Below are 26,659 nucleotides of genomic sequence, written 5' to 3'. Positions count from 1 at the left end.
AACGTCGCCTGCGGGGGTACTAGGTCTACGGAGATCCGTCAGAAGGGCCCCGAGAGGCCCCGCTCCCCTTCGCGGTTCGCTCGATCACCCGTCGCAGCCCCTCGGTGAGCTGCTCGGCGCCGGTCGCCGCGTCGGCATCGAAGACCCACTGGACCATCAGCCCCTGCAGCAGCGTCTGGTAGAAGCGGCCCTCGGTGTCGATCGCCTCCTTGGTCTGCTCCGCCTCCGGGATGTCGTTGAACAGCGGCAGCAGCCCCGAACGGCCCTGCTCCTCGGCCTCGCTGAGCATTCGGCGCACCTCCGGGAGGCGGTCGCCCTGGACGACCAGCTCGAAGCTCAGCAGCCAGATCGCCCGCGACTCGGGCAGCGAACGGATGATGTTCGCCCACACCTCCTGGAAGCGCTCCAGCGAGCCCGCCGGCGACTGCATTCCGCCTCCCGCGCCCCAGCCGGGGGCGAAGCCGTCGCCCATCCCCTCGATCAGCGCGACGTACGCCTGCGCCAGCAGGGCGTCCTTCGAGCCGTAGTGGTAGCCGATCGACGCCAGGTTGGTCCCGGACTCCTTGACGATGTCGCGCGCCGTCGTACGCAGGAAGCCCTTCTCCAGCAGGCAGCGTTTGGCGCCCTCGAGCAGATCCTCACGGTGTCCCATGCCGCCACCCTACCCGGATCAAGACAGGCGTCCCATACGACCGACTTACACAATCGTATGGAACAGTCGTCCTAGACAAGCGTTTAATACGTGCGTACAGTCACCGCCATGACGAATCCGACGAGCACGACCGACCCCCTCGGCGGGCACCGCGCCCCCGCACCGGCTCGCGCCGGCCGCCGCGAATGGACGGCCCTGGGCGTCCTGATGCTTCCGCTGCTCCTGGTCTCGATGGACGTCTCGGTCCTCTACTTCGCGATCCCCGCGATCACCGCGGACCTGGAGCCGAGCAGCACCCAGCAGCTGTGGATCTTCGACATCTACGCCTTCGTCCTCGCCGGACTGCTGATGACCATGGGCTCGCTCGGCGACCGCATCGGCCGGCGCAGGCTGCTGCTGTTCGGGGCCGCGGCCTTCGGAGCGGCCTCACTGGTGGCGGCGTACGCGAACAGCGCCGAGACCCTCATCGCGGCCCGCGCCGTCCTCGGCATCGGCGGCGCGACCCTCATGCCGTCGACGATGGCGCTGATCCGCACCATGTTCACGGACCCGGGCCAGCGGGCGAAGGCGATCGGACTGTGGTCCGGCGTCATGACGGCCGGGATCGCCCTCGGCTCGGTGATGAGCGGAATCCTCGTCGAGTACTTCTGGTGGGGCTCGGTGTTCCTGGTCAACCTGCCCGCGATGGTCCTGCTGCTGGCCCTCGGCCCCTTCCTGCTCCCGGAGTCGAAGAACCCCGAGCCCGGCCGCTTCGACCTGATCAGCGTGCCCCTGTCGATGGCGGGCGTGCTGCCGGTGATCTACGGCCTGAAGGAGATCCCGTCGCAGGGCTGGAACATCCGCTACGTGACGGCGGTGACGGTGGGCCTGCTGTTCGCGGCGCTGTTCGTGCACCGGCAGCGCACGGCGGCCTCCCCGCTGATCTCACCGGCCCTCTTCCGCGCCCGGGGCTTCACGCCGGCGCTCGTGCTCAACCTGGTCTCGTCCTTCGCCATGCTGGGCTCGGCGTTCTTCACCACGCAGTACCTGCAGTCGGTCCTGGGCAAGAGCGCGCTGGAGGCCGCCCTGTGGGCCCTGCTGCCGTCGGTACTGATCGGCTTCGCGGCACCGGTGACGACCCAACTGGTGCAGAAGGGCGTGAACAGGGCCTATGTGGTGACGGCCGGCTTCGTGGTCGCGGCCTGCGGCTACGGCATGCTGGCGCTCGCCGGCACGGACTCGATGTGGCTGGTGCTGGCCGGGGCCGGCGTGCTGGCCTCCGGGATCGTCACCGTGATCTCCCAGATGACCGACCTGGCGATGGGCGCCGCGCCGGTGGAGAAGGCGGGCGCCGCGTCCTCCCTCATGGAGACCGGTGCGGAGTTCGGCGGCGCGCTCGGCATGGCGGTCCTCGGCTCCATCGGCACGGCGGTCTACCGCCACGGCATCCCCTCCTCGGCCCCGTCCCCGGCGCACGAGACGCTGGGCGGAGCGCTGGCGGTGGCCGACGGGATGCCGGGCCGGGCGGCGGAGCACCTGCTGGCCACGGCGCGCGAGGCGTTCACGCACGGCATGCAGGCGGCGGCCGTCACCGGGGCGGTCCTGCTGCTGGCCTCGGCGGCCCTGGCCGGGGCGGGTCTGCGGGCGGTACGGGTGCGGGACGCCCGGGAGTAGGACGACGCCCGGGAGTAGGACGACGCCCGGGCGTGGGGCGGAGGAGGAACGAGCGGGGCCCGGCCACCCCAGGTGGCCGGGCCCCGACTGCCGAGCGCCGGTGGTGCCGGACTCAGACGAGGTTCACCGAGCGCGCCGAGGTCGCGCCGATCTCCTCGGCCACCTCCGTCAGAACGCTCTGCGCGACCGTGTCGTCGACCGTGAGGACCGCGAGGGCCTCGCCGCCGGCGATCGCGCGGGACACCTGCATGCCCGCGATGTTGATGCCCGCCTCGCCGAGGATGCGGCCCAGCGTGCCGACCACGCCCGGGCGGTCGGTGTAGCGCAGCACGACCATGTGGTCGGCCAGCGCCAGGTCCACGTCGTACTCGCCGACGGCCACGATCTTCTGGTGGTGCTTGGGGCCGGCCAGCGTGCCGGACACCGAGACCTCCTCGCCGCCCGCCAGCGTGCCGCGCACGGTGACGACGTTGCGGTGGTCCGGGGACTCCGAGCTGGTGGTCAGGCGCACCTCGACGCCGCGCTCCTGGGCGAAGAGCGGGGCGTTGACGTACGAGACCGTCTCGTCCACCACGTCCTCGAAGACGCCCTTGAGCGCGGACAGCTCCAGCACCTTCACATCGTGCTGGGTGATCTCGCCGTACACCTCGACGTCGAGCCGGACGGCGACCTCGCCCGCGAGCGCGGTGAAGATCCGGCCGAGCTTCTCGGCGAGGGGCAGGCCCGGCTTGACGTCCTCGGCGATGACACCGCCCTGGACGTTGACCGCGTCCGGCACCAGCTCACCGGCGAGCGCGAGGCGCACCGACCGGGCGACGGCGATACCGGCCTTCTCCTGGGCCTCGTCCGTCGACGCGCCCAGGTGCGGGGTGCACACGACCTGGTCCAGCTCGAACAGCGGCGAGTCCGTGCACGGCTCCTTCGCGTACACGTCCAGGCCCGCGCCAGCCACCCGGCCCTCCTTGAGCGCCGAGTACAGCGCCTCCTCGTCGACGATCCCGCCGCGCGCGGCGTTGACGATGCGGACGCCCGGCTTGACCTTGTGCAGCGCCTCGGTGCCGATGAGGCCGAGAGTCTCGGGGGTCTTGGGGAGGTGGACGGTGATGAAGTCGGAGACCTCGAGCAGCTCGTCCAGCGACACCACCTTGACGCCCATCTGCGCGGCCCGGGCGGGCTGCACGTAGGGGTCGTAGGCGACGACCTTCATGCCGAACGCGGACATGCGCTGCGCGACCAGCGCGCCGATGCGGCCGAGCCCGACCACGCCGAGGGTCTTCTCGGCGAGCTCGACGCCCGTGTACTTGCTGCGCTTCCACTCGCCGTTCTTCAGCGCGGCATTGGCCTGCGGAATGTTGCGGGCGGTGGCGACGAGCAGACCGCAGGCCAGCTCGGCGGCGGTCACGATGTTCGACGTGGGGGCGTTGACGACCATCACGCCGGCCTTGGTGGCGGCGGAGACGTCCACGTTGTCCAGGCCGACGCCGGCTCGTGCGACGACCTTCAGCTTGCCCGCGGCCGCGACGGCCTCGGCGTCCACCTTCGTGGCGGAGCGGATCAGGATGGCGTCGACATCGGCGATCGCCGGCAGCAGCTCCGCGCGGTCCGCGCCGTTGCAGTGCCGGATCTCGAAGTCGGGGCCGAGGGCGTCGACGGTCGCCGGCGACAGTTCTTCAGCGATGAGTACGACGGGTTTCGAGCTCACGTGAGTCCTCACATGTCCAATGCGGACGGCCGTCCCGACGGCCGCAGGCGGTGGAGGGGAGTGGCACCGGGGCGGCGCGGGGCGTGCCTGCACTTCCTCGGTGTCGCTTAGCCGCGTGGAAGACGCACGACGCTGTGGGCCTGACGCGTTCTTAGTGCAGCAGTGTAGTGGCGTCGCACGCGTCGTCTTACGCCGCTGCGGAAGGATCACCCGTCCGTGGTGGACGGGCCGGACAACGCCTGTCCCCAGGTGTTGTCCACAGTTCGCCGGAGGGGCCGGAGCGATCGGCTCCGGCCCCTCCGGCACAAGGCTTACGCCTCCTCGTCGACCCAGCTCATGAGCTTGCGGAGCTCCTTGCCGGTGGTCTCCAGCAGGTGCTCGGAGTCCTGCTGCTTGTACTCGTTGTACTTCTTCAGACCGCCGTGGTACTCGTCCATCCAGTTCTGGGCGAACGTGCCGTCCTGGATCTCCGCGAGGACCTTCTTCATCTCGGCCTTGGTGGCGTCCGTGATGATGCGCGGGCCGGTGACGTAGTCGCCCCACTCGGCGGTCTCGGAGATCGACCAGCGCATCTTCTCCAGGCCGCCCTCGTACATGAGGTCCACGATCAGCTTCAGCTCGTGCAGGCACTCGAAGTAGGCGATCTCCGGCTGGTAGCCCGCCTCGACCAGGGTCTCGAAGCCGGCCTTGACCAGCGCGGAGGTGCCGCCGCACAGGACGGCCTGCTCGCCGAACAGGTCGGTCTCGGTCTCCTCGGTGAAGGTCGTCTTGATGACGCCGGCCCGGGTGCCGCCGATGCCCTTGGCGTACGACAGCGCCAGCGCGAACCCGTTGCCCGAGGCGTCCTGCTCGACGGCCACGATGCAGGGAACGCCGCGGCCCTCCTCGTACTGGCGGCGCACCAGGTGGCCCGGGCCCTTCGGGGCGACCATGCAGACGTCCACGCCGGCCGGGGGCTTGATGAAGCCGAACCGGATGTTGAAGCCGTGGCCGAAGAACAGGGCGTCGCCGTCCTTCAGGTTCGGCGCGATGGACTCCTCGTAGACCTGGGCCTGGATCGGGTCCGGCACCAGAATCATGATCACGTCGGCCTCGGCGGCGGCCTCCGCCGGGGTCACCACGCGCAGCCCCTGCTCCTCGGCCTTCGCCTTCGACTTGGAGCCCTCGGGCAGGCCCACCCGGACGTCGACGCCCGAGTCACGCAGCGACAGCGCGTGGGCGTGGCCCTGGCTGCCGTAGCCGATGACCGCGACCTTGCGGCCCTGGATGATGGACAGGTCGGCGTCGGCGTCGTAGAACAGCTCGGCCACTTTGGGTTCTCTCCTTGGAGTGCAGGTGTTGCGTCCCACCGTATGACGGTCGGGGGAGGTGACGTCTCGGGGTCTCGGAATACGGGCGGCCGGCCACTGGCCCGACCGCCCGTTCCCGGCGTGCGGGGATCCTCTTCGGGTCCTACGCGGAACGGTCGAGGGCGCGCAGCGACCGGTCCGTGATGGAGCGGGCGCCGCGGCCGATCGCGATCGTGCCGGACTGGACCAGTTCCTTGATGCCGAACGGCTCCAGCATCTTCAGCATCGCCTCCAGCTTGTCGCTGGAGCCGGTGGCCTCGATGGTGACGGCCTCCGGGGAGACGTCGACCGTCTTGGCGCGGAACAGCTGGACGATCTCGACGATCTGGGAGCGCGTCTCGTTGTCGGCGCGCACCTTCACCAGAACGAGTTCCCGCTGAACGGCCGACGACGGCTCCAGCTCGACGATCTTCAGCACGTTGACGAGCTTGTTGAGCTGCTTGGTGACCTGTTCGAGCGGCAGGTCCTCGACGCCCACCACGATGGTGATGCGCGAGATGTCGGGGTGCTCGGTGACGCCGACCGCCAGCGAGTCGATGTTGAAGCCGCGGCGGGAGAACAGGGCGGCGATCCGGGCGAGGATGCCGGGCGTGTTCTGGACGAGGACCGAGAGGGTGTGCTTGGACATGTTTCTCACTCAGCTCTCACTCAGTCGTCTTCGTTGTCGCCGAAGTCGGGGCGGACGTCCCGTGCGGCCATGATCTCGTCGTTGGAGGTGCCGGCGGCGACCATCGGCCACACCATCGCGTCCTCGTGGACGATGAAGTCGATGACGACGGGCCGGTCGTTGACCGCGTTCGCCTCCTGGATGACCTTGTCCAGGTCGTCCGGGGACTCGCAGCGGATCGCGTGGCAGCCCATGGCCTCCGACAGCTTCACGAAGTCGGGGACGCGGGTGCCCGCGTTCGGCTGCGTGCCGTCCGCCTCGGGACCGGAGTGCAGCACGGTGTTGGAGTACCGCTGGTTGTAGAAGAGCGTCTGCCACTGGCGGACCATCCCGAGGGCGCCGTTGTTGATGATGGCGACCTTGATCGGGATGTTGTTCAGGGCGCAGGTGGTCAGCTCCTGGTTGGTCATCTGGAAGCAGCCGTCGCCGTCGATCGCCCAGACCGTGCGGTCCGGGGCGCCGGCCTTCGCGCCCATCGCGGCCGGCACCGCGTACCCCATCGTCCCGGCGCCGCCGGAGTTGAGCCAGGTGGCGGGCTTGTCGTACTGGATGAAGTGCGCGGCCCACATCTGGTGCTGGCCGACGCCCGCCGCGAAGATCGTGCCCTCGGGCGCGAGCCGGCCGATGCGCTCGATGACCTGCTGCGGGGAGAGCGTGCCGTCCTCGGGCATGTCGTAGCCGAGCGGGTAGGTCTCGCGCCAGCGGTTCAGGTCGTTCCACCAGGCGCTGTAGTCGCCCTTGTGGCCCTCGCTGTGCTCCTTCTGCACGGCCTGGATCAGGTCCGCGACGACCTCGCGGGCGTCACCGACGATCGGCACGTCCGCGGTGCGGTTCTTGCCGATCTCGGCCGGGTCGATGTCGGCGTGCACGATCTTGGCGTACGGGGCGAAGCTGTCCAGCTTGCCGGTGACGCGGTCGTCGAAGCGGGCTCCGAGGGCGACGATCAGGTCGGCCTTCTGCAGCGCGGTGACGGCGGTGACCGAACCGTGCATGCCCGGCATTCCCACGTGCAGCGGGTGGCTGTCGGGGAATGCGCCGAGCGCCATCAGGGTGGTGGTGACGGGCGCTCCGGTGAGTTCCGCGAGGACCTTCAGCTCGGCGGTGGCGTGCGCCTTCAGGACGCCGCCGCCGACGTAGAGGACGGGCCGCCGGGCGGACGTGATCAGCTTGGCGGCCTCACGGATCTGCTTGGCGTGCGGCTTGGTCACCGGACGGTAGCCGGGCAGGTCCGTGACGGGCGGCCAGCTGAAGGTGGTCTGCGCCTGGAGGGCGTCCTTGGCGATGTCGACGAGGACGGGGCCCGGACGGCCGGTGGAGGCGATGTGGAAGGCCTCCGCGATCGTGCGGGGGATGTCCTCGGCGCGCGTCACCAGGAAGTTGTGCTTGGTGATCGGCATCGTGATGCCGACGATGTCCGCCTCCTGGAAGGCGTCGGTGCCGATCGCCTTGGAGGCGACCTGGCCGGTGATGGCGACCAGCGGCACCGAGTCCATGTGGGCGTCCGCGATCGGGGTCACCAGGTTGGTGGCGCCGGGGCCGGACGTCGCCATGCAGACGCCGACCTTGCCGGTGGCCTGCGCGTACCCGGTGGCCGCGTGGCCCGCGCCCTGCTCGTGCCGCACCAGCACATGGCGCACCCGCCGGGAGTCCATCAGGGGGTCGTACGCCGGAAGGATCGCACCGCCGGGAATACCGAATACCGTGTCGGCGCCGACCTCCTCGAGAGAGCGGATGAGGGACTGCGCACCCGTGACGTGCTCGGGGGCGGACTGCTGTCCTCCGGATCGGGGCCGCGGCTGCGGATGGGCCCCGGTGGCCTGCTCGGTCATCGTCATTCTCTTCTCGATGCTGAGGGTTTTTGCGAAGTTCGGGCGTTGTTCGGCTGGTGCCTGTGCAACAAAAAACCCCTCGTGCCGTGAGGCAAGCGAGGGGAGCGCGCCGGGTGCGGTCGCTGGGTGTTCCGGTGCATGTCCGGTCGGTCCAGCTCAGCCGACGCGCTGTCCAAGTACGAGAATTCGGGTGCGCATGGCACTGACCCTCTCCCCGCACGCCGTCGATGTCAAGTTGGTGGGACAGGAGTCTCATTATGTGAGCGTAGAGCCGGTCCACCTCCGACGACGGCAGCCACACCGCTGGTGTACACCCCCGCGCCGCCGCCGGCAAACGCCGGCTCCGCCGGGCCGTACGGCACCGGATAACGGCCGGACGTCAGCGCCCGGCGCAGCCGGTACTCGTCCAGCGGTCCGGAGAACGCCATGCCCTGCCCGTGGGTGCAGCCCATGGCGCGCAGGGCGACGACCTGCTCGGGCAGGTCCACGCCGTCCGCGACCGACTGCAGTCCGAGGTCGGTGGCGATGCGCAGCAGCCCTCTGGTGATCTTGTGCAGCCGGGCGGACTCGACGACTCCCTCGACGAGACCGCGGTCCAGTTTCAGGACGTCGACGGGCAGCCGGCGCAGTGCCGTGATGGCCGCGCAGCCGCTGCCGAGGCCGTCCAGGGCGATCCGCACCCCGATCCTGCGCAGGGCGCCGAGCCTGCGCTCCAGATCGTCCAGGGAGATCCTCGGTTCCACGCCGGACAGCTCGATCACCATGGCTCCGGAGGCCAGGCCGTGCCGGGTGAGCAGGGCCTCGACCGAGCCGAGCGGCAGGGACCGGTCGAGGAGGCGGCGGGCGCTCATCCGCACGGCGACGGGCACGGCGAGCCCGGCCGCCGTGCGCTCGACGGCCTGCTCGACGGCCTGCTCCAGCGTCCAGCGCCCCAGCTCGGCGGTCTTGTCGCTGTCCTCCGGGACCCGCAGGACCTCCTCGGGCGTGAAGAGCACCCCTTGGGAGGAACGCCAGCGCGCCTGGGCGCTGACCGATGCGATCCGGCCGTCCGCGAGGGACACCACGGGTTGGTGCAGCAGGGTGAACTCGCCCTCCTGCAGGGCGGACCGCAGCCGGCCGGCCAGCCCCGTCCTGCGCACGGCGTCCTGCTGCATCTGCGGCCCGTACAGCTCGACGCGGCCCTTGCCCGCGGCCTTGGCCCGGTACATGGCGAGGTCGGCGTTGCGCAGCAGCTCACCCGCGCCCAGGCCCGGTTCGGAGAAGGCCACGCCGATGGACGCGGCGACCCGGACATCGTTGCCGTCGATCTCGTAGGGCTGGGAGAGGGTGACCCGGAGCCGGTCGGCGAGCTCCAGGATGTGGCGTTCGCGGGCGGTGCGGTCGCGGGCGCCGTCGCCGACGATCAGGGCCGCGAACTCGTCCCCGCCCAGACGGGCGGCGGTGTCGCCCTGCCGCACCGCGTCCTGGAGCCTGCGGGCGGCCTGGACGAGGAGTTCGTCCCCGGCCTGGTGCCCGATCGTGTCGTTGACGGCCTTGAAGCCGTCGAGGTCGATGAAGAGGACGGCGGCTTGTCGGTCGGAGGCGCGGCGGCCGGACAGCGCCTGCTGGACGCGCCTGGTGAACAGGGCTCGGTTGGGCAGGTCGGTGAGCGGGTCGTGCTCGGCGTTGTGCTGCAGCTGTGCCTGCAGCCGCACCCGCTCCGTCACGTCCCGGCTGTTGAAGATCAGTCCGCCCTGGTGGCGGTTGACGGTGGACTCCACGTTCAGCCAGCCGCCGTCGCCCGATCTGAAGCGGCACTCGATCCGGGTGGTGGGCTCCTCCGCGTGGCCGGCGGTGAGGAAGCGGCGCACTTCGTGCACGACGCAGCCGAGGTCCTCCGGGTGGATGAGCGCGGCGAGTTCGGTCCCCACGAGTTCCTCGGCGGGCCGTCCGTAGACGCCGGCGGCGGCCGGCGAGACGTACCGGAGGATGCCGTTGGGCGCGGCGATCATGATGACGTCGCTGGAGCCCTGCACCAGGGAGCGGAAGTGGTTCTCCTTCTGTGCGAGTTCCTGGGTGAGGGTGATGTTGTCGAGCAGCATGATGCCCTGGCGCACGACCAGCGCGAGCACCACGGCGCCCGCGGTGACGAGCACCACGCGGTCGACCCGGTGGCCGTTGAGGACGTTGTAGAGGATCCCCAGGGTGCAGACCGCGGCGGCCAGGTAGGGCGTGAGCGCGGCCAGCGATCCGGAGATGGGGCGGGTGGCCGGATACCGGTCGCGGTCGGGATCCGGCGGCAGCCCGCGGGCGGCGGGGGCCGGAGCCGGGGAGGGCGGGTGCGGGCGCCCTCCCCGGTGGTCCTCTCCGCGCGGTGCCGTGTGCCGCCGGCCCGGTACGTGCTCGTGCACCACGCGCGCGTGCCCGCCGTCGTCCGGCTGTCCGGGCCGGGGGGCGGCCCAGGGGGCGTAGGCGAGGAGCAGCGAGCCGGAGAACCAGCCCGCGTCCAGCAACTGGCCGGAGTGGTAGCTGCTGTGGAGCAGCGGCGAGGTGAAGAGGGCGTCGCACAGCACGGTCAGGGCGAGCGCCCCGATGGCGGTGTTGACCGCGGAGCGGTTCACCGCCGAGCGCCGCAGGTGCAGGGCGACGACCATGCTGATCAGGGCGATGTCCAGCAGCGGATACGCGAGCGAGAGCGCGGTGTGCGCCACGCTCGGGCCCTCTAATCCGGCCGTCTGGGCGAGCGCGAGGCTCCACGAGAGGGTGAGCAGCGAGCCGCCGATGAGCCAGGCGTCAAGCACGAGACATACCCAACCCGCCTTGGTGACGGGCCTTTTGGCGAGCACGAGCAGTCCTATGATGGCGGGCGGAGCGAAACAGAGGAAGAACAGGTCGGCGCAGCTGGGCGACGGGACGGGACGGTCGAGGACGACCTCGTACCAGCCCCAGACGCCGTTGCCGAGCGCCGCCATCGCGGAGGAGAGCGAGAACAGCAGCCAGGCGGGTCGAAAGCGGCCGTGCCGGCTGCGGGCGCGGAGAAGGCACGACACCGACGCGGTACCCGCCGCGGCGCTCAGCCCGAAGTCACCCATGAAGAGCGCGAGACTCCGGGAACCCCAGCCGAGAGCGGAACCGACGGCGTATGCCGCGCACACCAGGGCCACGGCGAGCGGCGGCACCAGGCTCGTCCGGCCTCCCGGCGCCGGACGCCGGGCCAGCAGCGCTCCCGGGGAACTCACCGGCTTCTCCCCGTCCGGGGCGCCGCCGGGTCCCGCCGGTCGTGGCGCGTCGGGTGGGCGTGCGTCCTGCGGCCGCCGGGCCGGCGGTGGTGATGGTGATGACCGCCGTGGCCGCGTCTGCGCGTCGCCGCCCGCCAGAGTCGCCGCCCGCGGCCTCGCCGCGTCGGATGGTTGGTCCATGGGCCGTGCATCGCCGTCGCCCCCCTCGCATGTCTCAAAAGTCCATCCCCGGCGCCGAACGGTCGCGGCGCCACCCCAGTCGGGACGATACACCAGTGTCGTCACTCAGGGACATAGTCCCTCTACGCTCCGTGACGAACGGGCGAGATGTGCACACGTACCGCATATGAGGGACTGCGGAGTGTGCCCGAAGCATGGACGGAGTGAACGGGATTCCCCGTGCACGCCGGTGGTGCGACCGGCGGGGCCGTCGAGCACGGAGCGCGGCCATGGCTGGAAACGTGCGCCACACGCGCCTTCACGCGCCTTCGGCTTCTTCACGCACCCGCCTGCGCCCGCCTGCGCCCGCCCCGTCACGTGCCGATCGTCCGCACCGTGTTCGCCAGCGGTTCTCCCCGCGCGAAACGGTTCAGCTGGGCGCTCAGGAGGCGCCCCGCGCGAGGCCAGAACGCCGAGGTGGGACCGCCCACATGAGGGCTGATCAGGACGCCCGGCGCGTGCCACAGCGGGTGGCCCGCCGGCAGCGGTTCGGGGTCGGTGACGTCCAGCGCGGCCGTGATGCGGCCGGTCCGCAGCTCGGCCAGCAGCGCCTCGGTGTCGACGACGCCGCCGCGGGCCACGTTGACCAGCAGCGCGCCGTCCTTCATGCGGGCCAGGAACTCCGCGTCGACCAGGCCCCTCGTCGTCTCCGTGAGCGGCGTGACGAGCACCACGACATCGGCGCCGGGAAGAAGTTCGGACAATCGGGAGACGGGATGCACGAGACCGCGCTCCGTCTCCCGCTGATGGCGCGCGACGCGCGCCACCCGCGCGAGCTCGAAGGGCGCGAGCCGGTCCTCGATGGCGGCGCCCACGGACCCGTATCCGACGATGAGGACGGACTTGTCGGCGAGCGCCGGGCGGAACCCGCTGCGCCATTCCTCGCGATCCTGCCCGCGGACGAAGTCGGGGATGCCGCGCAGCGAGGCCAGGATCAGCCCCAACGTCAGCTCGGCGGTGCTGGCGTCGTGGACCCCCGCCGCGTTGCACAGCCGCGTGCCCTCGGGCAGCAAGGCGAGGCCCGGTTCGACGTGGTCAATGCCGGCGGAGAGGGTCTGCACGACGCGGACGGACGTCATCGCGGGCAGCGGGCGCAGCGCGACCTCGCCGCCCTTCATGTAGGGCACGACGTAGAACACACAGTCGGCGGGGTCCGCGGGGAAGTCCTCGCCACCGTCCCAGAAGCGGTAGCCGAGGCCCTCCGGGAGACCTTCCAACTCGTCGGCGCGGAACGGGAGCCACACGTCATCAGTCATGGTCGGGAGGCTATGCGAAGGACCGGAGACCCCATTGGTTAGTTTGGGACGCCGGGACGAGGGAGGACACGGCCAGGTGGAGCGCAGGACGATCGGCGCGGCGACGCTCGAAGTGGGGGCCGTCGGACTCGGATGCATGCCGATGAGCTGGGCGTACTCCGGTTCGCGGCAGCGGGGCGACGAGTCGCTGCGGACGGTGCACCGAGCACTCGAGCTGGGGACGACGCTGCTCGACACCGCCGACATGTACGGGCCGTTCACCAATGAGCTGCTGGTCGGCCGGGTGCTGAAGGAGCGGCGCGCCGAGGCGTTCGTGTCGACCAAGGTGGGCCTGCTGGTGGGCGAGCAGCACATCGTGGCCAACGGCCGCCCCGGCTATGTGCGGCGCGCCTGCGACGCGTCGCTGCGGCGGCTGCAGACGGACGTCATCGACCTCTACCAGCTGCACCGCGCTGACCCCGAGGTCCCCGTCGAGGAGACGTGGGGGGCCATGGCGGAGCTGGTGCGCGCGGGCAAGGTGCGGGCGCTGGGGCTGTGCGCGGTGGGTGCGCGGGGCGGCCGGCGGACCGGGGCGCGGCTGTACGACGGCACCGTCCGGCAGCTGGAACGGGTGCAGCAGGTGTTCCCCGTGAGCGCGGTGGAGGCCGAGCTGTCGGTGTGGTCGACGGAGGCGCTGGACGCGCTGGTGCCCTGGTGTGCGGCGCGCGGGGTCGGCGTCCTGGCCGCGATGCCGCTCGGCAACGGCTTCCTGACCGGCACGCTCACGCCGGGCGAGGGCTTCGAGGCGGACGACCTGCGCGCCCGTCACCCGCGTTTCACGGCCGAGATGATGGCGGCCAACCAGCCGATCGTGGCGGGACTGCGCCGGGTGGCACGGCGCCACGGCGAGGACGTCACGCCCGCCCAGGTGGCGCTGGCCTGGGTCCTGGCGCAGGGGCGGCACGTGGTCCCGGTGCCGGGCGCCAAGCGGGGGCGGTGGGTCGAGGAGAACGCGGGTGCCGCCGGGCTGCGGCTGACGCCGCAGGACCTGGCGGAGCTGGCCGGGCTGCCGCCGGCGCGGGGGTCGTGGGACTGACCGCGGCCGGTAGCGGCGGATGCGGCGGGTTCGGGCTGTCGTGGGGAACTCCGGGACGCGAGCGGTGTAGGAAGGGAAGAAGCCCCGCGTCGAAGGGACCTGGAACGTGCAACATCGAGCTGTGTGGGCCGTGTTGGCCACGACCGCACTCCTGCTGACGGCCGGCTGCTCGTCCGGCGGCGCAAGAACGCCGGGCGGCGGCAGGAGCGCCACGTCCACGGTCACGGGGGCGGCGTCGTCCTCCTCCGGGCAGGTGGCCGAGGAGACCCCTCCGGCGAAGGGATCGGTACGGGTGGTGCGTACGGTCGCCGGGAACCTCAGGACACCCTGGGGCCTCGCCCCGCTGCCCGGCGGCGGGCTGCTGGTCTCCTCCCGTGACGACGGGACGATCACGCGGATCGACGAGAGGACCGGCAGGAGGACGGAGCTGGGTTCGGTGCCCGGCGTCGCGGCCGCCGGCGAGGGCGGTCTGCTGGGCATCGCCCTCTCCCCCGGCTACGCCTCGGACCATCTGGTCTACGCGTACCTGACGACGGACTCGGACAACCGCATCGTGCGCATGCTGTACGACGCGAAGAAGCCGGCCGGGCAGCAACTGGGCGCGCCGGACACGGTCTTCAAGGGCATCCCCAAGGGCCTCATCCACAACGGCGGCCGGATCGCGTTCGGCCCGGACGGCATGCTGTACGCGGGCACGGGGGAAACGGGCGACCGGGGACTGGCCCAGGACAGGAACTCGCTCGGCGGCAAGATCCTGCGCATGACCCCGGACGGACGGCCGGCTCCGGGCAATCCCTTCGTCGGCTCGCCCGTCTACTCCTACGGCCACCGCAACGTCCAGGGTCTGGCCTGGGACGGCAGGCAGCGCCTGTTCGCCTCGGAGTTCGGCCAGGACACCTGGGACGAGCTGAACGCGATCAAGCCGGGCGGCAACTACGGCTGGCCGGAGGCCGAGGGCCGGTCCGGCAACCCCGCCTTCCAGAACCCGATCGCCCAGTGGCACACCGACGAGGCGTCCCCCAGCGGCATCGCCTGTGCCGAGGGGTCGATCTGGATGGCGGGACTGCGCGGTCAGCGCCTGTGGCGCATCCCCCTGAAGGGAACGCGGGCCTCCGCACCCCCGCAGGCGTTCCTGAGCGGCGCTCACGGCCGGCTCCGCACCGTCGTCGCGGCGGGCGGCGACACGCTGTGGCTGACGACGAGCAACACGGACGGCCGGGGCGAGCCGTCGAAGACCGACGACCGGATCCTGGAACTGAAGGTGTCGTAGGGCGGGCGGCGCCGTTCGGGTCCCGTCCGGCCCGCGGCGCCGTTCAGGCCCCGTCGGCCTCGGGCCCGGCGGGAGCCGGGTCGGGCAGGCGGATGACCACCTTCCCCGAGCCCAGGTCTATGGGACCGCGGCCCGGGTCGCCGTCGGTGGCGTCCACGCGCGTCAGCTCCAGGCGTCTCTTCTCGTCGTGGGTGTGCTTGCGGCCCGGTGCGAACAGTTCCTCGAACATGTTGAACACGGCGCCTCCTCGGCCCGGATCCCGACAGCCTATGCCCTACCCCGCCGCCTGGACAGCGGCCGTCTCGGGCGGGAACAGCCGCAGCCGGTGGGCCAGCGCCGCCGCCTCGCCCCGGCCGGAGACGCCCAGCTTCGCCAGGATGTTCGACACGTGGACGCTGGCCGTCTTCGGGGAGATGAACAGCTCCTCGGCTATCCGGCGGTTGCTGCGGCCGGCCGCGACCAGGCGCAGCACGTCCCGTTCGCGACTGGTCAGCCCCAGGGACTCGGCCGGGTCGGCGACGGCTGCCCGCTCGGCGGCGCACGTCAGCGTGAGTCGCGCCCGCTGGGCCAGCAGGGCCACCGCCTCCGCGAGCGGCCGCGCACCCAGATGGTCCGCCACCGCGCCCGCCAGCCGCAGCAGTTCCGTGGCGCGGTCCCTCGCGTCCTCGTCGGCCCCCGCGGTCAGCAGGGTCTCGGCGAGACGGTGACGGACGCGGGCGAGGTCGTACGGACGGTCCAGGGACTCGAACGCGGTCACGGCCTCGGACCAGGCACCGGGGTCCGCGCGTCCCTCCGCGCGCAGCAGCTCGGCGCGCACCCAGCGTGCGTACGCCTGCCAGACCGGCACGTTCGCGGCGAGCGTTCCGGCCGTGTCCCGGATCCCCTTCAGGACCTCGGCGCGGCCCGGTTCCGTGCCGGGCAGGCCCCGGGCGTCGGCCTCGGCGGCCGCGCCGGTGAGCAGCAGCGGCCAGCCGTAGCGCTGGGTGCCGGGTGGAAAGCCGGCCGCCAGCACGCGGTGGAGGGTGGCGCGGGCGTCGGCGAGGCGCCCCTCGCTCGCGGCGACGGCGATCTCGACACGGACCAGCGGCAGCTCGTGCTGCGGCGTCACATCGTGTGTACCGAAGTGGCCGCGGGCGGCGACCAGTTGCCGTCCCGCCTCGGCCAGGTCGCCCCGGGAGAGGGCGAGATGGGCGTGGATCGCGGCCCGGAAGCCACGGGGGCTGGCGCTGTTGCTGACGCGCTCGGCGTTCACGCCCGCCTCGGCGGCCTCGTCCCACCGGCCGAGGGCGAAGAGGGATTCACCGAGGTTGCCCCACACCCATGCCTCGGAGTCCCGCAGACCCAGCTTCCGGGTGACCTCGATCCCCCGGCGCAGCACCTCGACGGCCTCCCGGGAGCGGCCGATGCCGTCCAGGTGCGACGGCAGGTTCACATGGACGCGCCCCGTCACGTAGGCGTTGCCGACGACCGCCGCCTGCTCCTTGACCTCGTGGATCTCCGCGAGCCCGGTGTCGATGTCGCCCGACTCGACCATCAGGCCGCCGAGGGTGAGCCGTGCGTTCAGCTCGATGTCGCGGGCGCCCACCATGCGCGCGTACTCCACGGCGCGCTCGGCGGCCGTGACCGCCTCGGGACCCGGTACGTGCACCATCGACCAGTTGGCGACCGCGGCGAGCACCTCGGCGTGCACCTCGGAGGGCGGCAGCCCGCGCACCAGCTCCTGGGCGGTCGTGAGCTCCTGCCGGCCGTCGCCGCGGGCCGTGTGCTGGGCCAGCCGGGAGCGCTGCACCCAGAACCAGGCGGCGCGCAGGGGGTCCTTCTCCTCCTCCAGGAGGCGCAGCGCCCGTTTGGTGATCTTCAGGGCGCGTTCCCGCTGCCCGCTCAGCCGGCCGGCCACGGCGGCCTCGGCCATCAGGTCGAGATAGCTCAGGGGCGTGGTCGCCGGGTCGCAGCCGCAGGCCGGATACGCCTCGGCGTAGTCGAGGGGGCGCAGGTCGGCCCGTACCGGGTCGGGGGCGACGTCCCACAGCTCCATCGCCCGCTCCAGCAGCCGCAGTTGCTCGGAGTGGGCGTGCCGGCGGCGGGCCTCCACGGCGGCGTGCAGGACCGCGGGCAGGGCCTTGGCGGCGTCGTGCGCGTGGTACCAGTAGCTGGCCAGGCGGGTGGCGCGCTGGTCGGCCGGCACGAGGGTGGGGTCGGCCTCCAGCACCTCGGCGTACCGCCGGTTGAGGCGGGAGCGTTCACCGGGCAGCAGGTCGTCGCTGACGGCCTCGCGGACCAGGGAGTGGCGGAAGCGGTAACCGTCGCCGTCGGGCGTGGCGAGCAGGATGTTGGCGCCGACGGCCGCCCGCAGGGTCTCGATGAGGTCGTCCTCGGTGAGCCCGGCGACGGCCGCGAGCAGGCGGTGCTCGACGGTGGAGCCGCCCTCCGCCACGATCCGGGCGACGCGCTGCGCGGTCTCGGGCAGCTTCTCGACGCGGACGAGCAGGAGGTCGCGCAGGGAGTCGGTGAGTCCCGTGCAGCAGCCCTCGTGGGCGGCCACCGCCAGCTCCTCCACGAAGAAGGCGTTGCCGTCGGAGCGGGCGAAGATGTCGTCCACCTGGGCCGCGTCCGGTTCGGCGGCGAGGATGCCGGCGATCTGGCGTTCCACCTCGGCGCGGGTGAACCGGGCCAGTTCCACCCGGCGGACCGTGCGCAGGCGGTCGAGTTCGGCGAGGAGGGGGCGCAGCGGGTGGCGGCGGTGGATGTCGTCGGAGCGGTAGGTGGCGACGACGATCAGGCGGCCGCTGCGCAGCGTACGCACCAGGTAGGCGAGGAGGTTGCGGGTGGACGCGTCGGCCCAGTGCAGGTCCTCGAGGGCGAGGACGACGGTGCGCCGGGCGGCGACCTTTTCGAGCAGCCGGACGGTGAGCTCGAACAGGCGGGCCATGCCCTCCTCGTCCTCGCGGGGACCGCGGCGCGCCTCGCCCAGTTCGGGCAGCAGCCGGGCCAGTTCCTCCTCCTGCCCGGCTGCGGCCGCGGCGAGTTCCTCCGGGAGCTGCCGGCGCAGCGCGCGCAGGGCGGCGGAGAACGGGGCGAAGGGCAGTCCGTCGGCACCGATCTCGACGCAGCCGCCGAGCGCGACGACCGCGCCCGCGCGGGCCGCCGCGACGGCGAACTCCTCGATCAGCCGGGTCTTCCCGACCCCCGCCTCACCGCCGACGAGCAGCGCCTGCGGCTCCCCTGCCGTGCCGGGCGCCCGGGCGGTGCGCCCACCGGTGGCGCGGGCGAGCGCGTCGTGCAACACCCCCAGCTCAGCGGCGCGGCCGACGAACACGGGGCTGACGGACCTGGTATCCACGCCTGTGAGGATGACACGGAGGTCGGGCGACGCGGCACCGAATATCACCGGCCGCGGATCACGCCGGGACGCGCACGGTCCCGGCGTCCGGCCGGGCGCCGGGCGCAGCACGGCGGCCGCCACGGCCGAAGCCGGGGCGGCCGCCACGACGGGGGCGCCGGCCGTGCCGCCGTGCTCCCGCGGCCGCACGCTCATGCGGCGCGCACCAGGCGGGACCGGCCGGGCCCGTCGGTCCGGTCCTCCGGTTCAGGGTCCTGTCCGGTCGTGCGGGCGGCGGGCCGGCGGCGGAGCACCTCGCGGCGCAGCCGGTAGGCCTCCGCCTGGCGGATCAGCTCGGTGGAACGGATCCGGTGGAGTTCGTGATGGAACATGGCGTGTCCCTCCGGGAGAGGTTCGGGGCTTCGCGTTCTGCGATGCCTCGACCCTCGTCTCCCAGGGGGTGCCCCGCATCGGGAGGTTTCCGCATCTTCCGCGGCGGCCGCGGGCCTTAGACGCAGCCGGAGGTCCCGGGTCCTCCCTAAGCACCGCGCGGAGGGTCTAAGACCCCTCCGCGCCGGTTCAGCCCGCGGACGGCAGTCCGAGCAGGATGTCGGTGTACTTGAGGACGGCCAGGAACAGGCCGACGAGGCCGAGCGCCACGCCGCCCCAGGCGACCGACCTGATCCAGGGCTGCTGCGGCTCACCCGGCACCCCGAAGGCCGGGCGGACCAGCACCACGACGCCCACGGTCAGCGCGGCCAGCGCGAACAGGCCGCCCCACACCGCGGTGGCGTGCCAGGCGTCGCCGTACACCTTGACCTGCCGGGCGACACTCGCCGACGACGAGGTCCGGAGCTGGCCCACGAGGGCCTCGCGCGCCGAGGCCACCGTGCCGATCCAGCTGCCGCTCAGCGAGACGATGCCGAGCCCGGCGGAGACGACCGCACCGGCCCCCTGACCGATGCCGGAGGGGCCCTTCGGCGCGGTCTCCTCGGCGGCCCCGTCGGGGCCGTCCCCGGTCCCGGGCTCCGTTCCCCGCGCGGCCTCCGGGGCCGTGGCGGCCTCCGGCTTCTCGTCGTTGTTCGCCGCGGCGCCGTCGGCGGCCCCGGCCTCGTCAACTGTTGTGGTTCCCATGCCTCGCACCGTATGGACGCTGTCTGAGAGATCTCTTAGTGATCGTCGCGGGCGTGCCGCGCGCGTGCCGCCCGCCATTCGGGCGCGAGCACCGACCACACCTCGCTGTCCTGGCGCTCGCCGCGGTACAGGTAGCGTTCCCGCAGCACGCCGTCACGGCTCATGCCCAGCCGCCGCGCCGCGTTGACGCTCGGTACGTTGGCGGACGACGCGTACCACTCCACACGGTGGATGCCGCGCTCGTCAACCGCCCAGTCGATGAGTACCCGCATCCCGCGCGTGACCAGTCCCCGGCCGGTCGCGGCGGGCTCCAGCCAGCAGCCGACCTCGCAGGTGCCGCCTTTCGCGTCGAAAACGCGGAAGAGGAGGCCGCCGACCAGCTTTCCGTCCAGCCACAGCCCGTGCAGGCTGCCGGTGTCGGCGGCGCGCTTGTCGGCGTAGGACTGCAGGACGGCCCGGGCCGAGTCGGCGTCCGTGGCGTTCGCCCCGAAGGGGATGTGCCGGTTGATGAACTCCCGCCCGCGGTCGAGGTGCGCCAGGAACTCCTCGGCGTGCCAGGGTTCCAGGGGGCGCAGTTGCGCTCCGTCGTCACCCAGGGATATCGCGTACATCCTGCTGCCGCTCCTTCACCAGTACGTCCGCCGGCGCGTCGTCACCGGCGCGCCGTGCCGGAATCGTCGCACGGCACTCGGGCGGTTCGATGCTGATGCGCGGCAGCCGTCGCTCCAGCCAGGAGGGCAGCCACCAGTTGGCGCTGCCCAGCATGTGCATGAGAGCGGGGACGAGGAGCGTGCGCAGGATGAAGGCGTCGAGGGCGACGGCGGAGGCGAGGGCGATGCCGAACATGGCGATCACGCGGTCGCCGCTGAGCACGAAGGCGAGGAAGACGGAGATCATGATGACGGCCGCCGAGTTGATCACCCGGCCGGTCTCGGCGAGACCGACGCGGACGGCCCGCCGGTTGTCGCGGGTCTCCAGCCACTCCTCGTACATCCGGCTGACCAGGAACACCTGGTAGTCCATGGAGAGCCCGAAGAGCACCGAGACCATGATCACGGGAAGGAAGGGCTCGATCGGCCCGGCACGGCCGAGGCCCAGCAGTTCGCTCCCCCATCCCCACTGGAAGACGGTGACGACCACGCCGAACGCGGAGGCGACGGCCGCGACGTTCATCGCGGCGGCCTTGAGGGGTATGCCGAGGGAGCGGAAGGCGAGCAGCAGCAGCACGCAGCCCAGCCCGATCACCACGCCCATGAACAGCGGCAGCTTGCCGACGATCACGCCCGCGAAGTCGTCGTAGGCCGCCGTGATCCCGCCGACCTGCAGATCGAGCGAGGTGCCCCGTTCGGCGCGCGGCAGCACGTCGGTGCGCAGGCGCTGGACGAGGTCACTGGTCTTCTGCGACTGCGGGGAGGAGTCGGGTACGACGGTGAGGTAGGCCGTGGTGCCGCCGCTGTTGTACGTCACCGGGGTGACCGAGGCGACACCCTCGGTGGCCGTGAGCGTGCCGCCGAGGTTGTCGAGGGCGAGCTTGTCCTGGGCGCCGTCGACGCGGGTGACCAGGGTGAGCGGGCCGTTGACGCCGGGCCCGAAGCTGTCGGCGACGAGGTCGTACGCCTGCCGTGTGGTCGTCGTCCTCGGGTCGTTGCCCTGGTCGGAGCTGCCCAGGTGCAGGGAGAGCGTGGGCAGCGCGAGCAGCGCCATGACGGCGACGGCGACGGCGCCCAGTTTCTTGGGGTGGCGTTCGACGAAGGCCGACCAGCGGGCGGCCAGCCCCGCCGGCACCTCCGGCTCGGGTCCGCGCAGGGCGAGCCTGCGCCGCTCGCGCCGGCTGAGCGCACGGGGGCCGATGAAGGACAGCAGGGCGGGCAGCAGGGTCACGGAGGCCGCGACGGTGAGCAGGACGGTCAGACAGGCGGCGATCGCCACTCCGTTGAGGAAGCCGAGCCGCAGGATCAGCATGCCGAGCAGCGCGATGCACACCGTCGCGCCCGCGAAGACGACGGCGCGTCCGGTGGTGGCGACGGCGCCCACGGCCGCCTCCGTGACCGGGGTGCCGCGCTTCAGGCCGCGCCGGTGCCGGGTCACGATGAACAGGGCGTAGTCGATGCCGACGCCGAGCCCGATCAGCAGGCCGAGCATCGGCGCGAAGTCGGCGACGGTCATCGCGTGCCCGAGCAGTCCGATGCCGGCGTAGGCGGTGCCGACCCCGATCAGGGCGGTCGCGATGGGCAGCAGGGAGGCGGCGAGCGAGCCGAAGGCGAGGAAGAGGACCAGGGCGGCGACGGCCACGCCGACGGCCTCGGCGAGGTGGCCGCCCTGTGACTGGGTGACGCTGACGGCGCTGCCGCCGAGCTCGACCTGGAGCCCGCTGGTCTCGGCGGCCTTGGCGGCGTCGACGACGGCCTGGGCCTCGCCCTTGCCGATGTCCTGGGCCTGCTGGTCGAAGGTGACCGTGGCGTAGGCGGTGCGGCCGTCCCGGCTGACGAGGCCGCTGTGGCCGCCCTCGTAGGGGCTGGTGACGGAGGTGATGCCCGGCAGGTCCGCGATGCGGTCCAGGGTGCGGGTCATCGTCTGTTCGACGTCGGCGGCGCGCACGCTCCCGGTGGGGGTGTGCCAGACGACGGTGTCGCTGTCGCCGCCGAGACCGGGGAAGCCCTCCTGGAGCAGCTGGGTGGCGCGGCCGGCCTCGGTACCTGGCACCGAGTAGTCGTTCGAGTACGCGGATCCCGCGACGGACCCGGCGACGGTGATCCCGGTGAAGGCGATCAGCCAGAGCAGGACGGTGACAAGGCGGTGGCGGACACACCAGCGTGCAAGGGCTGCCACGAACGTGCTCCCTGAGCCGAATTGAGCATCCTTGACCGGGAACAGCCGTAAATGGAACTGAACAACCCGCAAAGAACGCGTGAGTAATGCACTTCCACTGTTACATCCGGAAGCGATCGTTTGTCGGGTTCGTGGGCCCGCTCACGTGAGTGGGATTCAAATCACAGGAGCCCCGGCAGCGCGGTCGTGGCGCCCGGTCCCCCGGACACGCCGCGGGGGCGGTGCACCAAATCCGGTGCACCGCCCCCGCGGTCCCTGCGCCGTGCTCTCTCAGCCCTCGCCGACGCCCAGCTTCTGAAGGATCAGCTCCTTGACGCGGGCGGCGTCGGCCTGGCCGCGGGTGGCCTTCATGACCGCGCCGACCAGGGCGCCGGCCGCGGCGACCTTGCCGCCGCGGATCTTGTCCGCGACGGCCGGGTTGCCGGCGATGGCCTCGTCGACGGCGGCGGTCAGGGCGCCCTCGTCGGAGACCACCTTCAGCCCGCGCCTGTCGACGACCTCGTCCGGCGTGCCCTCGCCGGCGAGGACGCCCTCGATCACCTGGCGGGCCAGCTTGTCGTTCAGGTCGCCGGAGGCCACGAGCTGGGCGACACGGGCCACCTGCCCGGGCGTGATGGCCAGCTCGTCGAGGGCCTTGCCCGACTCGTTGGCGTTGCGGGCGAGCTCGCCCATCCACCACTTGCGCGCGGAGGCCGCGTCGGCGCCCGCCTCGATGGTGGCGACGATCGGGTCCAGGGCGCCGGCGTTGAGGATCGCCTGCATGTCGGTGGCCGAGACGTCCCACTCCTGGCGCAGCCGGCTGCGCCGCACCAGGGGCAGCTCCGGCAGCCCGGCCCGCAGTTCCTCGACCCACTCACGGGAGGGGGCGACCGGCACCAGGTCCGGCTCGGGGAAGTAGCGGTAGTCCTCGGCCTCCTCCTTGACACGGCCCGAGGTGGTCGTGCCCGCGTCCTCGTGGAAGTGCCGGGTCTCCTGGATCACCGTGCCGCCGGCGCCGAGCACGGCGGCGTGGCGCTGGATCTCGTAACGGCAGGCGCGCTCCACGGAGCGCAGCGAGTTGACGTTCTTCGTCTCGCTGCGGGTGCCGAACGTGTCGGAGCCCTTGGGCATCAGCGACAGGTTCACGTCGCAGCGCATCTGGCCCATCTCCATCCGGGCCTCGGACACGCCGAGCGCCCGGATCAGTTCGCGCAGCTCGCGGACGTACGCCTTCGCCACCTCCGGAGCGCGCTCGCCGGCGCCGACGATCGGCTTGGTGACGATCTCGATCAGCGGGATGCCGGCGCGGTTGTAGTCGAGCAGCGAGTGCTGGGCGCCGTGGATGCGGCCGGTGGCACCGCCGACGTGCGTCGACTTGCCGGTGTCCTCCTCCATGTGGGCGCGCTCGATCTCCACGCGGAAGGTCTCGCCGTCCTCCAGCTGCACGTCGAGGTAGCCGTGGAAGGCGATCGGCTCGTCGTACTGGGAGGTCTGGAAGTTCTTCGGCATGTCCGGATAGAAGTAGTTCTTCCGGGCGAAGCGGCACCACTCGGCGATCTCGCAGTTCAGCGCGAGACCGATCCGGATCGCGGACTCCACGCCGGTCGCGTTGACGACCGGGAGCGAACCGGGCAGGCCGAGGCAGGTGGGGCAGGTCTGCGCGTTCGGCTCGGCGCCGAGCGCCGTGGAGCAGCCGCAGAACATCTTGGTCCTGGTGCCGAGTTCGACATGGACCTCGAGGCCCATGACGGGGTCGTAGGACGCCAGCGCGTCCTCGTACGACACCAGGTCGGTCATGGTGGTCACGGTGAAACTTCCCTCTCAGCCCAGCAGGACGTCGTCGTCGCCCAGGCGCTTCAGCTCGCGGTAGAGGATGGCGAGGCCGGTGACGATGGCGGCGGCGGACACGGCGGCGTCGATCAGGCGCAGCGTGTCGTTCTCGAGGCGGGCCTTCTTGGCCTGCTTCGCGACACCGAGCGCGCCGAACGCGGTGGTGGCCATGGACAGGTACATACCGGACTTGGACTTCTTGAAGCCCTTGGCCTTGGACAGTGCCTTACTCACAGCGACGGAGCCTCCTCGAGCAGCGGGTGCCCCCACTTTTCCACGTAGGCGGCCTCGACGGCGGCGCCGACCTTGTACAGCCGGTCGTCCTTCATCGCCGGGGCGATGATCTGGAGCCCGACCGGGAGGTTGTCCTCCGGGGCGAGGCCGCAGGGCAGCGACATCGCGGCGTTGCCCGCCAGGTTGACCGGGATGGTGCACAGGTCCGCCAGATACATCGCCATCGGGTCGTCGGCGCGCTCGCCGATCGGGAAGGCGGTGGTGGGCGTCGTCGGCGACACGATCACGTCCACCTGCTCGAACGACTTCTCGAAGTCGCGGGTGATGAGCGTGCGGACCTTCTGCGCGGAGCCGTAGTACGCGTCGTAGTAGCCGGAGCTGAGGGCGTACGTGCCGAGCATGATGCGGCGCTTGACCTCCGGGCCGAAGCCCGCCTCGCGGGTGACGGAGGTGACCTCCTCCGCGGAGTGCGTGCCGTCGTCGCCGACGCGCAGGCCGTAGCGCAGACCGTCGAAGCGCGCGAGGTTGCTGGAGCACTCGCTCGGCGCGATCAGGTAGTACGCGGCGAGCGCCAGGTCGAACGAGGGGCAGTCCAGCTCGACGATCTCGGCGCCCAGGTCCTTGAGGAGGGCGACCGTCTCGTCGAAGCGCTGCAGGACACCGGCCTGGTAGCCCTCGCCGCGGAACTGCTTGACGACGCCGATGCGCAGGCCGGCCACGCTGCCGCTCCGCGCCGCCTCGACGACCGGCGGGACGGGCGCGTCGACGGAGGTGGAGTCGAGCGGGTCGTGGCCGGCGATGACCTCGTGCAGCAGGGCGGCGTCCAGGACCGTACGGGCGCACGGGCCGCCCTGGTCGAGGCTGCTGCTGAACGCGACCATGCCGTAGCGGGAGACGCCGCCGTACGTCGGCTTGACGCCCACCGTGCCGGTGACGGCGGCGGGCTGCCGGATGGAGCCGCCGGTGTCGGTGCCGATGGCGAGGGGCGCCTGGAAGGAGGCGAGCGCGGCGCTCGAACCGCCGCCGGAGCCGCCGGGGATGCGGGTGAGGTCCCACGGGTTGCCGGTCGGGCCGAAGGCGCTGTTCTCGGTGGAGGACCCCATGGCGAACTCGTCCATGTTGGTCTTGCCGAGGATGACGACGTCGGCCGCCTTCAGCCGCCGGGTGACGGTGGCGTCGTACGGCGGGATCCAGCCCTCCAGGATCTTGGACCCGACGGTGGTGGGCACGCCCTTGGTGGTGAAGATGTCCTTCAGCGCGAGGGGCACTCCCGCGAGCGGGCCCAGTTCCTCGCCGCGCTCGCGCTTCTCGTCGACGGCGCGGGCCTGCGCCAGCGCGCCCTCGCGGTCGACGTGGAGGAAGGCGTGCACCTTCTCGTCGACGGCCTCGATCCGGGCGAGGTGGGCCTCGGCGACCTCGACCGCGGTCAGCTCGCCGGAGGCGATCTTCGCGGCCGTCTCGGCGGCGGTGAGCCGGATGATGCTGTTCTTGTCCGTCATGGCGGGTTACTCCTCCCCCAGGATCTGCGGCACCTTGAAACGCTGCTGCTCCTGGGCCGGGGCGCCGGACAGCGCCTGCTCGGGGGTGAGCGAGGGACGGACCTCGTCCGGGCGCATGACATTGGTCAGCGGCAGCGGGTGGGAGGTCGGCGGGACGTCTTGGTCGGCGACCTCGCCGACGCGGGCGACCGCGCCGATGATGTCGTCGAGCTGGCCGGCGAAGTGGTCGAGCTCTTCGGGCTTCAGCTCCAGACGCGCCAGCCGGGCGAGGTGGGCGACCTCCTCGCGCGTGATGCCAGGCATGCAGCGTTCCTCTGGGGTGAGTGTGTGTGGTTTGGCCCAATCCTATGGGGCCGGGCCCCGTGCCCGTGCCACGGTTTCCCCCGCCCCGCCGCTCAGCGGCGGCCGTCCCAGGCGGCGCTCGGCAGGAAGTGGTTGTCGTACAGTTCCTGGACCTCCAGCAGGCTCTCCGGGGTGGCCTCGCCGAGGGCTATGCGCTGGAGATGGCGGAAGTACTCGAAGCGCTCGACGCCCGGAGTGATCACGACGAGGATGTCGGCGTCGGCCCCGGGGACCGCGGCGAAGGCGTGCGGCGTGCCGGGCGGCACGACGACGAGGTCACCGCGCTCGGCGGTGACGATCTCCTCGCCGGAGAGGACTTCGGCGGCGCCGTCGAGCATGAAGAACATCTCGGCCGAGTTGTCGTGCCAGTGCGGTCGGGCGCCGTCCGCGCCCCCGGTGAGGGTGATGCGCTGGGTGGACAGCGCCCCGCCGGTCCGGCTGCTGTCGGCCAGCAGCCGGATGGTGGTGGGGGCGCGGCCGACGACCTCGGCCTCGGCGTCACGGACGATCACGGTCGAGTCGAACTGCGGGACGATCAGCGACATGGCGCGGCTCCCTGTCTGGTTCCGTGTGGTCTTTCGGTGCTTCTTCCGGACGGTCGTC

The 26,659-nt window shown here is 72.0% G+C and carries 21 protein-coding genes; 3 read left to right on the top strand and 18 right to left on the bottom strand.

Features of this window, described 5'->3' with window-relative positions; genetic code table 11:
- Positions 1-25: 25 nt before the first annotated feature.
- Entirely contained in the window at positions 26-652 is a 627-nt protein-coding gene (locus ACFYMU_RS14390) for a TetR/AcrR family transcriptional regulator (protein ID WP_388372579.1), read from the bottom strand.
- A 108-nt stretch (positions 653-760) separates the two neighbouring features.
- On the opposite strand from ACFYMU_RS14390, the gene ACFYMU_RS14385 reads away from it, so the two are divergent.
- Entirely contained in the window at positions 761-2,305 is a 1,545-nt protein-coding gene (locus ACFYMU_RS14385; RefSeq protein ID WP_388372577.1) for an MFS transporter, read from the top strand.
- Positions 2,306-2,417: 112 nt separating this feature from the next.
- Here ACFYMU_RS14385 and serA read toward each other — a convergent pair whose 3' ends face one another.
- From serA to ACFYMU_RS14355, 6 genes are all read right to left on the bottom strand, one after another.
- Entirely contained in the window at positions 2,418-4,007 is a 1,590-nt protein-coding gene (gene serA / locus ACFYMU_RS14380) for a phosphoglycerate dehydrogenase (protein WP_388372575.1), read from the bottom strand.
- Between the two features lie 311 nt (positions 4,008-4,318).
- Entirely contained in the window at positions 4,319-5,317 is a 999-nt protein-coding gene (gene ilvC, locus ACFYMU_RS14375) for a ketol-acid reductoisomerase (RefSeq protein ID WP_388372573.1), read from the bottom strand.
- A gap of 142 nt (positions 5,318-5,459) precedes the next feature.
- Positions 5,460-5,984, bottom strand: a complete 525-nt coding sequence (ilvN, locus tag ACFYMU_RS14370; protein WP_388372571.1) for an acetolactate synthase small subunit — start codon at positions 5,982-5,984, stop codon at positions 5,460-5,462.
- Positions 5,985-6,004: 20 nt separating this feature from the next.
- Positions 6,005-7,858 (bottom strand): acetolactate synthase large subunit, encoded by a 1,854-nt coding sequence (locus ACFYMU_RS14365; protein ID WP_388372569.1) that lies wholly within the window; start codon positions 7,856-7,858, stop codon positions 6,005-6,007.
- A gap of 224 nt (positions 7,859-8,082) precedes the next feature.
- Complete coding sequence (locus ACFYMU_RS14360; RefSeq protein WP_388372568.1) at positions 8,083-11,250, bottom strand: EAL domain-containing protein; 3,168 nt, start codon at positions 11,248-11,250, stop codon at positions 8,083-8,085.
- Positions 11,251-11,603: 353 nt separating this feature from the next.
- A complete protein-coding gene (locus ACFYMU_RS14355; RefSeq protein WP_388372566.1) occupies positions 11,604-12,545 on the bottom strand; it encodes a 2-hydroxyacid dehydrogenase in 942 nt (313 codons plus the stop codon).
- 76 nt (positions 12,546-12,621) lie between these two features.
- Between ACFYMU_RS14355 and ACFYMU_RS14350 the strand changes: the two genes are divergently transcribed.
- The gene (locus ACFYMU_RS14350; protein WP_388372564.1) at positions 12,622-13,620 is read left to right on the top strand and encodes an aldo/keto reductase; all 999 of its coding nucleotides are present in this window, start codon (positions 12,622-12,624) and stop codon (positions 13,618-13,620) included.
- Positions 13,621-13,726: 106 nt separating this feature from the next.
- On the top strand, positions 13,727-14,890 hold the full coding sequence (locus ACFYMU_RS14345) for a PQQ-dependent sugar dehydrogenase (RefSeq protein ID WP_388372562.1): 1,164 nt from the start codon (positions 13,727-13,729) through the stop codon (positions 14,888-14,890).
- Positions 14,891-14,933: 43 nt separating this feature from the next.
- On the opposite strand, the gene ACFYMU_RS14340 is transcribed toward ACFYMU_RS14345, so the two are convergent.
- The 11 genes from ACFYMU_RS14340 to ACFYMU_RS14290 form a co-directional block, all read right to left on the bottom strand.
- Entirely contained in the window at positions 14,934-15,119 is a 186-nt protein-coding gene (locus tag ACFYMU_RS14340; RefSeq protein ID WP_388372912.1) for a DUF6191 domain-containing protein, read from the bottom strand.
- A gap of 45 nt (positions 15,120-15,164) precedes the next feature.
- Complete coding sequence (locus ACFYMU_RS14335; RefSeq protein ID WP_388372910.1) at positions 15,165-18,242, bottom strand: AAA family ATPase; 3,078 nt, start codon at positions 18,240-18,242, stop codon at positions 15,165-15,167.
- A 179-nt stretch (positions 18,243-18,421) separates the two neighbouring features.
- Positions 18,422-18,601, bottom strand: coding sequence for a hypothetical protein (locus ACFYMU_RS14330; RefSeq protein ID WP_388372560.1), 180 nt, complete (start codon positions 18,599-18,601; stop codon positions 18,422-18,424).
- A 187-nt stretch (positions 18,602-18,788) separates the two neighbouring features.
- Positions 18,789-19,343: a hypothetical protein gene (locus tag ACFYMU_RS14325; protein ID WP_388372558.1), complete on the bottom strand. Its 555-nt coding sequence runs from the start codon at positions 19,341-19,343 to the stop codon at positions 18,789-18,791.
- Positions 19,344-19,378: 35 nt separating this feature from the next.
- Complete coding sequence (locus ACFYMU_RS14320) at positions 19,379-19,954, bottom strand: GNAT family N-acetyltransferase (protein ID WP_388372556.1); 576 nt, start codon at positions 19,952-19,954, stop codon at positions 19,379-19,381.
- Positions 19,932-22,172 (bottom strand): MMPL family transporter, encoded by a 2,241-nt coding sequence (locus ACFYMU_RS14315; protein WP_388372554.1) that lies wholly within the window; start codon positions 22,170-22,172, stop codon positions 19,932-19,934. Before ACFYMU_RS14315 ends, ACFYMU_RS14320 begins: the two co-directional genes overlap by 23 nt.
- A gap of 270 nt (positions 22,173-22,442) precedes the next feature.
- Positions 22,443-23,957: an Asp-tRNA(Asn)/Glu-tRNA(Gln) amidotransferase subunit GatB gene (gatB, locus tag ACFYMU_RS14310; protein ID WP_388372552.1), complete on the bottom strand. Its 1,515-nt coding sequence runs from the start codon at positions 23,955-23,957 to the stop codon at positions 22,443-22,445.
- 15 nt (positions 23,958-23,972) lie between these two features.
- Positions 23,973-24,215: a hypothetical protein gene (locus tag ACFYMU_RS14305; protein ID WP_388372550.1), complete on the bottom strand. Its 243-nt coding sequence runs from the start codon at positions 24,213-24,215 to the stop codon at positions 23,973-23,975.
- Positions 24,212-25,714, bottom strand: coding sequence for an Asp-tRNA(Asn)/Glu-tRNA(Gln) amidotransferase subunit GatA (gene gatA / locus ACFYMU_RS14300; protein WP_388372548.1), 1,503 nt, complete (start codon positions 25,712-25,714; stop codon positions 24,212-24,214). Before gatA ends, ACFYMU_RS14305 begins: the two co-directional genes overlap by 4 nt.
- 6 nt (positions 25,715-25,720) lie before the next feature.
- Positions 25,721-26,017, bottom strand: coding sequence for an Asp-tRNA(Asn)/Glu-tRNA(Gln) amidotransferase subunit GatC (gatC, locus tag ACFYMU_RS14295; protein ID WP_388372546.1), 297 nt, complete (start codon positions 26,015-26,017; stop codon positions 25,721-25,723).
- A gap of 92 nt (positions 26,018-26,109) precedes the next feature.
- Positions 26,110-26,601: a cupin domain-containing protein gene (locus tag ACFYMU_RS14290; RefSeq protein WP_388372544.1), complete on the bottom strand. Its 492-nt coding sequence runs from the start codon at positions 26,599-26,601 to the stop codon at positions 26,110-26,112.
- Between the last annotated feature and the right edge of the window lie 58 nt (positions 26,602-26,659).

The sequence above is a fragment of the Streptomyces sp. NPDC007264 genome (genome assembly GCF_042869095.1).
In the GTDB taxonomy this organism is placed as follows: domain Bacteria; phylum Actinomycetota; class Actinomycetes; order Streptomycetales; family Streptomycetaceae; genus Streptomyces.
Note: the sequence above shows the minus strand (reverse complement) of the source record. Positions and strands in the feature narration are given on the sequence as shown.

Excerpts from the sequence above, each read along its gene's own strand:
- ACFYMU_RS14390 (WP_388372579.1), bottom strand. The coding sequence starts at position 652 with ATGGGACACCGTGAGGATCTGCTCGAGGGCGCCAAACGCTGCCTGCTG.
- ACFYMU_RS14385 (WP_388372577.1), top strand. The coding sequence starts at position 761 with ATGACGAATCCGACGAGCACGACCGACCCCCTCGGCGGGCACCGCGCC.
- ilvN (WP_388372571.1), bottom strand. The coding sequence starts at position 5,984 with ATGTCCAAGCACACCCTCTCGGTCCTCGTCCAGAACACGCCCGGCATC.
- ACFYMU_RS14365 (WP_388372569.1), bottom strand. The coding sequence starts at position 7,858 with ATGACGATGACCGAGCAGGCCACCGGGGCCCATCCGCAGCCGCGGCCC.
- ACFYMU_RS14360 (WP_388372568.1), bottom strand. The coding sequence starts at position 11,250 with ATGGACCAACCATCCGACGCGGCGAGGCCGCGGGCGGCGACTCTGGCG.
- ACFYMU_RS14355 (WP_388372566.1), bottom strand. The coding sequence starts at position 12,545 with ATGACTGATGACGTGTGGCTCCCGTTCCGCGCCGACGAGTTGGAAGGT.
- ACFYMU_RS14340 (WP_388372912.1), bottom strand. The coding sequence starts at position 15,119 with ATGTTCGAGGAACTGTTCGCACCGGGCCGCAAGCACACCCACGACGAG.
- ACFYMU_RS14330 (WP_388372560.1), bottom strand. The coding sequence starts at position 18,601 with ATGTTCCATCACGAACTCCACCGGATCCGTTCCACCGAGCTGATCCGC.
- ACFYMU_RS14325 (WP_388372558.1), bottom strand. The coding sequence starts at position 19,343 with ATGGGAACCACAACAGTTGACGAGGCCGGGGCCGCCGACGGCGCCGCG.
- ACFYMU_RS14320 (WP_388372556.1), bottom strand. The coding sequence starts at position 19,954 with ATGTACGCGATATCCCTGGGTGACGACGGAGCGCAACTGCGCCCCCTG.
- gatA (WP_388372548.1), bottom strand. The coding sequence starts at position 25,714 with ATGACGGACAAGAACAGCATCATCCGGCTCACCGCCGCCGAGACGGCC.
- gatC (WP_388372546.1), bottom strand. The coding sequence starts at position 26,017 with ATGCCTGGCATCACGCGCGAGGAGGTCGCCCACCTCGCCCGGCTGGCG.
- ACFYMU_RS14290 (WP_388372544.1), bottom strand. The coding sequence starts at position 26,601 with ATGTCGCTGATCGTCCCGCAGTTCGACTCGACCGTGATCGTCCGTGAC.